7 protein-coding genes are annotated in these 7320 nt (G+C 63.3%); 2 read left to right on the top strand and 5 right to left on the bottom strand.

Annotated elements, in window-relative coordinates; genetic code table 11:
- The first annotated feature begins 246 nt into the window (after positions 1–246).
- Both LDQ05_RS15565 and LDQ05_RS15560 read left to right on the top strand, forming a co-directional pair.
- Entirely contained in the window at positions 247–1443 is a 1197-nt protein-coding gene (locus LDQ05_RS15565; protein ID WP_226437860.1) for an AI-2E family transporter, read from the top strand.
- Positions 1444–1499: 56 nt separating this feature from the next.
- A complete protein-coding gene (locus LDQ05_RS15560) occupies positions 1500–2711 on the top strand; it encodes a cation:proton antiporter domain-containing protein (protein ID WP_372461129.1) in 1212 nt (403 codons plus the stop codon).
- Positions 2712–2914: 203 nt separating this feature from the next.
- On the opposite strand, the gene LDQ05_RS15555 is transcribed toward LDQ05_RS15560, so the two are convergent.
- From LDQ05_RS15555 to LDQ05_RS15535, 5 genes are all read right to left on the bottom strand, one after another.
- Complete coding sequence (locus LDQ05_RS15555) at positions 2915–3373, bottom strand: hypothetical protein (RefSeq protein ID WP_226437859.1); 459 nt, start codon at positions 3371–3373, stop codon at positions 2915–2917.
- Between the two features lie 476 nt (positions 3374–3849).
- Positions 3850–4119, bottom strand: a complete 270-nt coding sequence (locus LDQ05_RS19965) for a WhiB family transcriptional regulator (protein ID WP_226437861.1) — start codon at positions 4117–4119, stop codon at positions 3850–3852.
- A gap of 13 nt (positions 4120–4132) precedes the next feature.
- Positions 4133–5314 (bottom strand): polysaccharide deacetylase family protein, encoded by a 1182-nt coding sequence (locus LDQ05_RS15545; protein ID WP_226437858.1) that lies wholly within the window; start codon positions 5312–5314, stop codon positions 4133–4135.
- A gap of 353 nt (positions 5315–5667) precedes the next feature.
- Positions 5668–6471: an alpha/beta hydrolase family protein gene (locus LDQ05_RS15540; protein WP_226437857.1), complete on the bottom strand. Its 804-nt coding sequence runs from the start codon at positions 6469–6471 to the stop codon at positions 5668–5670.
- A 549-nt stretch (positions 6472–7020) separates the two neighbouring features.
- Positions 7021–7320, bottom strand: a 300-nt coding sequence (locus tag LDQ05_RS15535) for a hypothetical protein (RefSeq protein WP_226437856.1), incomplete at its 5' end; no start/stop codon positions are given.

The raw sequence follows: 7320 nt of genomic DNA, 5'->3' as shown, positions 1-7320 counted from the left end.
GGCCCGGTTCTTCGGAACCGGGCCCGACGTCGTCTGCGCTGTACCCCCACCCCACGGCGAGCGAACGGTGCATTCGCTCGATCCGATGAAGCCGGCGATACATTCGCTCGGCAGGGGCGGCAGGCCCGGCGACACGGCCGGGTGATGTTCTCGGGCAGGACCGACACGTTCCCCCCGACCGCACCCTCCCCGACACATACCCCGGGTAGATTCCGCGTCAGGTCCGAGTCCGCCCAGGAGAGTTCGATGAGCAACGACGACACCGCTGCCGCCGCCGAGGGTCGCGTACGCGCACCTCGCTGGCTGCGCCCGACGATCATCGGGGTGCTCCTCGCCGTCGCGTTCTACCAGATGTCCGGATGGCTGTTCCACAACCTCAAGGGCTTCCTCGGACTGTTGTTCCTGGCGTGGTTGTTCAGTGTCACCATCGAACCGATCGTCGACGCCCTCGCCCGGCGCGGCTGGCGGCGGGGCGCCGCGACGGGCCTGGTGCTGTTCGGGCTCTTCGCACTGACGATCGGTTTCTTCGCGGTGTTCGGCACCATCCTCGCCGACCAACTCGCGCAACTCCTCACATCACTGCCGGACGCGTTGACGCGCGTGACCGACTGGGCCAACAAGACTTTCGACACGAACTTCGAGAGCGGCTCCGAACTCCTCAACATCACCCCGGATACCGTCAAGGATCTCGCCCAGAAATACACGCCGGGTGTCGTCGGTGTGGTCAGCACCCTCGTCGGTGCCCTGTTCCAGATGCTGACGATGTTGCTGTTCATCTTCTACATGTCGGCCGAAGGCCCGAAGATGCGGCGCACCATCTCCAGCTGGTTTCCGCACCGGCAGCAGCAGATCATCGCGAACGTGTGGGAAACAGCCGTCGAGAAGGCCGGCGGCTACGTGGTGTCGCGGTTGATCCTCGCCGCACTCAGCAGCATCTTCACCGGGGTGTTCCTGCTGATCATCGGGGTGCCCTACTGGCTGCCGCTGGCGATCTGGACCGGAGTGATCTCCCAGTTCATCCCCACACTGGGTACCTACCTGGCGATCGCGCTGCCCGCGATCATCGCCGCGGCCCAGCAACCGCTCGACGGTGTGTGGGTGGTCGTGTTCGGCACCGCCTACCAGCAGGTCGAGAACTACATCTTCCATCCGCGCATCACGTCACGCACCGTGTCGATCCATCCGGCGGTCGCTTTCGGATCGGTGATCGTCGGCGCGACCCTGTTCGGAGCGATGGGGGCGCTGGTGTCAGTGCCGGTCGTCGCGATCCTGCAGGCTCTCGTCGAAACCTACGGCAGGCGGTATGTACTGGCCGACGACGAATCCCTCGCTCACCGCCCGGCCGATGAGCGCACCACCGAATACCCCACGAACACCCGACCTGACGACCAAGATGGGTCCGACAACCGAAGTCCGCACACCCGAGAGGACGACGATCGGTGACCATCTTCGCTGTAGTCGGCGTGTGTGTTGGCCTGGCCTGCTGCCTGTTCGCTCGCGTGATAACGCGCCTCCGGCTGGCCGGGCCATTGGTGATGGTCGTCGCCGGAATCGTCGTCACGAGCTTCCTGCACGAAGACCTGACAGAGCTCCTGTACGCATCGACGACGGAGCACACCGTCGAGCTCATCCTGGCGCTGCTGTTGTTCATCGATGCCACCGAAGTACGCGGAGGACTGTTCGGCGGCGAAACCCCGATCGCTGCACGACTGCTGTGCATCGCCCTACCGCTGTCGCTGATCGCGGCAACAGGCCTCGGCGTATTCCTCCTGCCTCACACGACGACCGCCGTCCTGGTAGTGGTGGCATGCGTGGTGGTTCCCACTGACCTCGCGCCCGCTGCAAGCCTCGTCCACGACAGACGTCTACCCGCCCGGGTGCGCCGTATTCTCAACGTGGAGAGCGGATACAACGACGGTATCGTCGCGCCCGTCTTCGTCGTGGCACTCGCGCTGCTCGGTGACGACGGCGAGCACGACAGCGTCATGGCCACGATCCTCCATGCCACACAGTCGTCGATAGTCGCCATCGTGGTGGGTGGCATCGTCGGCTACGGCGGGGGCCGGGTCATCCGCGCTGTCACCGCACGCGCCCTGACGACCGCCCCGGGTGTGCGAGTGAGCGTCGTGCTTCTGGTGTTCCTGGCCTACGGTGGTGCCGTCACGTTGTCTGCAAACGGTTTCATCGCGGCGTTCGTGTGCGGTATGGGATTCCACGCGGCGCGCACAGCGAACAGCACACTCGACCGGTCAGAACTCACGTCGACCGAGGATCTCGGGGCGCTCAGCAGCATGGCCATGTGGTATCTGTTCGGCGCGACGCTCACCTACCTCGCCGGTTTCGGGCTGCCCGACTGGGAGGTGTTCGTGTATGTTGCAGCAGCATTGACGGTTGTCCGCATGCTTCCCATCGGGGCGGCACTGATCGGATCGAACCTGCCGTCGCGGGACCGGTGGGCGGTGGCGTTGCTCGGACCACGTGGAACGGCGTCCATCGTGTTCGGATTGCTGGCGTGGCGAGCCATCACCGACATCGACGATGCCTCGCTCGTCCTCTACGTGATGACTGCAACCGTAGCGGGCAGCATCGCCTTCCACGGTTTCGTAACCGAAAGCACGAGCCGCCGATACAATCGGGACACAGATCGTTCCACAGACGATCCGACTGCACGGCGCACATCCACTCTGCGCAGCAGGACTCCGCGACGGTGACGGGCCACAGTCATCCCGGGAGCATCGCGTGAGCGGGCCCGAGCGACATGATCAGGCGACCGCCGTATCACCGCGATCACGATCATCGACACCGCAACCGCCCGACCCACCGACGACACCGTCCTCTTCGGCAACTCAATTCACCGAACCGATCGGACACACGTTTCGTCCCACGTGCACATATCCCGCAGATCTGTCTTCCGTCACCACAGTCCACCGATGGCCGACCAACTCCCGAACCACAACCAGGCCGTGATCGTCACAGCGATCATCGTGCCCTCACCTGCACGTTCCAGCAGATGACCGCTCTCCCGAAGGTCGTAGCGATACGGCCGGTCCGCCGCGTCGCCGTCGACTACGGACAGCACCTCACCGCGTCGGTAGGAACCGCGTGGCATACCGCGGCTGCCCTCAGCTGCGATCAGTAAGCGCCAACGCCCTACTGCCGGATCGCTGTCGCGCACGAGGAATCCACCTTCTGCGTCCGGACCGAAGATCTCACCTCCGGTGACGATCGTCGCCGTACCGAACCGCAACTGTGCTGCCCGTCGAGCGATCGGATCGCTGTCGAGGCACTCGAACCACAGATCGAACGCGCGAAGTATGCGGCCTGTCGACTCATCATCGAGGATGCTGTCGATCACGATCATCGTGTCCTGCATCGTATCTCCCGCTTCCACCTGGAACACCGGGCCGAGAGTTCGAGATCGTGCCGGATGGGCAGTTCCAATCACATGCGGGCGCGACTTCATCCGCGCGTACGCACGCAACGTTACAAAAGGCAGGATGCTCGATCCGCGGACGTAACCCACTGCTGCGACACCGAACGCAGACACTGCGACCACGCCGAGCACCGTCGACCAGTCGGACTCGAAGAAGACATCCGATGTGAGTCCCGTGAGACGGTACGACAACAACACCGCTCCAACCAGCACACCGAGGACGACGCACAGTCTGCACCCTTCCGGAAACGGTGGGCGAACGTGCCTGACGAACCCTTCAGCATTGCCGATGACCGGCACTCGAGTACGACGACCGGTGACTGCGGGCAGATCAGGCGCCGAACTCCTCGACTCACGCCAGGCATCGCGGGATCTGCCGGGCCACGGCGCCGCCGCACCCGACGTGTTCTCCACTGTCACTCCCCGCCTTCGTTGCAGCAAGTAGTGCGGGCAACGGTGTGACCGATAGGGTTTTGCGCGGAGATGGATCCCCTTCTACTATTCGACGCCACTACACCCCAGCGGTCATCGTGGCGGAGTGCTTGCTCCAAGCATTCGGCAGAGACTGGACATTCACGACAGAATTCGGTCTGTACCGGGTGTTCACGTGAAGCCAGGCCGTGCCGGTCACAAGGAACACCACAATCCGACTGCGGTCCGTTCTCCTCGCCAGAGACGGGCAACATCATCGTGCCCAGGTCAGACACCGGGCGGACCGACAGCGACAGCCGGACGGCTCTGCCACTCAGCGAGGAGGACGGGGTCCTGCAACTCCATCCATGTGACAACGTCCGAATAGGTAGCACAGTAGGTGTCCGGCAGTCCGCATACATCCGCCATGAATTCAGCAGTGGCCGGATTGAAAGCATTACCGTTCCAGTCGTTGAAATGGTTGGCGATCACGAGCGGTGCACGGTTTCCGTGGTACGCCTCACGGAACATGAACTCGTATGATTGCGTGGTAATTTCGGCTGCACGACGAGTTGTATGCGGTTCTTCCCGTGCCCCGTTGAGGGTGTACCAGAAGTTGTAGTCGAGCGCCGTCTGGTGTGCGTCCAGCGCCGGAGAGTAGACATACGGAATCGGGAACTCCCAGATACCGTCGATCTCGGTGGGCCACACGATTCCGGTCTGCTCCGCCGGCATCGACGAGTCCCAACGCATCCCGAAGCTGTGCCACGCCGGAATCAATTGGTCGAGACTGCCTTCCAGGCATTGCGTTCGCCCCCCACGCACTTCCTCCCGGCCGAACATCAGATCCGGCCCCTCGGCCACAGCATTGTTGGCCTTCCAGTTCTCCATGAGCGAGAAGAACTGGTCGAGTTCATGAGTCCAGTCGGCGGAGGTCCATTGGTCGCCGTGGTAGCCCGCTCCCTTGCAGAAATGCCCGACATAGTGTGTGCCCATTTCGTGCCCGGCCAACCAGGTGCGATTCAGATAGCGAACCTGTTCGAGTACACCGGCTTCGGTTCCTCCGAACGCGATCGCAGCCTTGCCCGGAGCATGTCCGGGCCCCTGATAGTGCTCGGCGTTGTCGTCGGTGAGGAAGTACAACCCCGTCATCAGCGCGGTGAAACGCGCGTCGACGCGCTCCGCAGTGTCGAGGAACATGTCCCAGTTCGGGGTCAGACCGACGCCGTCGAAAGAGAAGAGGACGAATTGCGGTGGCGTCTCACCGGGGGCCAGGCGTGTCATCGGAACATTCGATTCCACCTGTTGTGGAATGGGATCGGGAGTAGGGAGCGTGTCGATGCCGGCATCGACAACGGGCGATGCGGCGAGCTTCTCGGGCAAAATTTCATCTCCCGCCGAACCACACGCACCGACCAGCGCGGCGAGCGAGAGTGCTGCCCCCATACGGAAGAACTGATTCTTCGACATCCTCGTACCCTCCCCGGTACTCACAGATCCACGGTCCGCCACATCGGCCCTGATGACGAGACCGCGCCAAGACCCACCCCGATCTGCGGCGGTGGATCACGGCTCAGGCTAGCCCAGCCACACCCTCGTTGCCGTGGAGAATCTCTATGATCGGCCACACACGACCGAATCCGATCGGTACCACGCAGCCCCGATCTCCCGGAAATTCCGTGGTCATCGACATGAAGACGGCTGGCACAAACCGCGCTTGTGAAATCGCCGGAATCACTTGTTCGGTTTCCGCGACGGCCGGTGGGGTCGGTTCATGTCTCCTGGATCGATCGAGTCCAGGAATCCGGAATGCCCATGGGCGATCACCCGTCGACGTGATCGATGATGGTCGCCTTCGCAGCTCGCCATGCGGATGAATCCGGATTCCCGAAGTCTCCGTGTCCGACGCCTTCGATCATGAGGAGTTCCGCCGGATCTCCGGCCGCGCGCGCCGCCTCGACATATCGGGTCGACTGAGCAGGATCGACGGTCCGGTCATCGGTACCGTGCACCGCCGTCACCGGTAGGCCCACCGGGAGATGCTCGATCGGCGACGCCACCAGGTACCGGTCGGGCTGATCTTCGGGTGAGCCACCGAGCCGACCCCGCACGAACTGATCGTGACCAGCTGTCGCCGCCAGCGACATGTCCAACACCCCAGCCATGATGGTGGCACTCTGCGGGTGGACCCGCGGTTGCGCTCCCGGAGCGTCGGGCCCCAGGGTGTGACGCCCGGCAATCCACGCCGCGAGGTGCCCGCCGGCGGAGTGGCCGGCCAGATGAACACGGTCGAGATCGAGACGCCCACCGGCAGCGTCTTGGACGACCGTCGCCAGTGCCTCCGTCGCATCGTCGGCATCTGCCAACGTGACCGGCCACCCTCCTTCACCGGACACCCTCCGGTACTCGAAGTTCCACACCGCAACTCCTTCGTCGGAGAGCGACTTCGACAACGGCTCGAAATACGACAGGTCATGTTCTTCGAGCCATCCCCCACCGTGAACCATGACCACGACGGGAAACGGCCCGCTCCCCCCTGGTAAATGCAGCACACCGTAGTTGTCGGCGGCTTCTCCGTACTGGACGCGTACCTGCTCCGGTTCGCCCCGCACAGCGTCGTCGGACACTCGTCCGGACTGCGATGTGCACCCTGCCACCAGCGTCGCTGATACCGCACCGATCACTGCGACGAGAATCGTCCTCTTAATCGGGTCTCATCCTCCCTGTCGAACACGTCGATGCCACTCGGTCGTCGCCGGAAACGTACGCGATGGCTCCCCGCGTCCATAAACAAGATAATCCGTGGATTCGACAAATATGACTTGTTGAATTCAATACCACCGGATTCAACTGCGGAAACAGTCGACTGAAATCTCTCTACCGGCGAGTAAGCCCTTCGGGTGTCATCCACGGCGCTCTGGTTACGCCGAGTATGCCCCGAATCCCTGTAATCTCCTGTTCGTCGCGAGCCGGGTTGGATCTTCACCGACGGAACCGTGGGATCCGTCATCGCGGGGCGAACGGGAGCGCCGGTGTCGACACGCTGCATCCGCCACAATCGGGTGCCCGGTGACCCCGTAGCCGACCCCGCGAGGAGGTGAGGACCGCTTCCTGCGCCAGATTGCACTCGTCGTGACAGCATCGGGTGCGAACTCGTTCCCGACGATGCTTCGAATTCACCAGTCAGAGAGGCCGACGATGATCCGAAAAGTCCTTGCTGCAGCGAGTATCACCGCGGTCGCATTCTTCGCTGCTGCGTGCGATACCGAAGGCAGCAACACCACAAGCACGACCACCACTACCGTGCACCCCGAAACCAGCCCGGTGCAGAGCGAGCCTTCCGAGGTCGAGGGAAGCCAGTCGCAGTCGTCCTCCCACACCACCGCGCCGGGCAATGGCGGAGCAGTCATGCAGGACCCACGGGGCGGAAACAGCACCGTCCCCTGCGAAGGCACCATCTGCACCAACCCCAACCA

It is taken from the genome of Rhodococcus yananensis, from assembly GCF_020515525.1.
In the GTDB taxonomy this organism is placed as follows: Bacteria; Actinomycetota; Actinomycetes; order Mycobacteriales; family Mycobacteriaceae; genus Rhodococcus; species Rhodococcus yananensis.
This window is presented reverse-complemented; position numbering and strand designations above follow the sequence as displayed.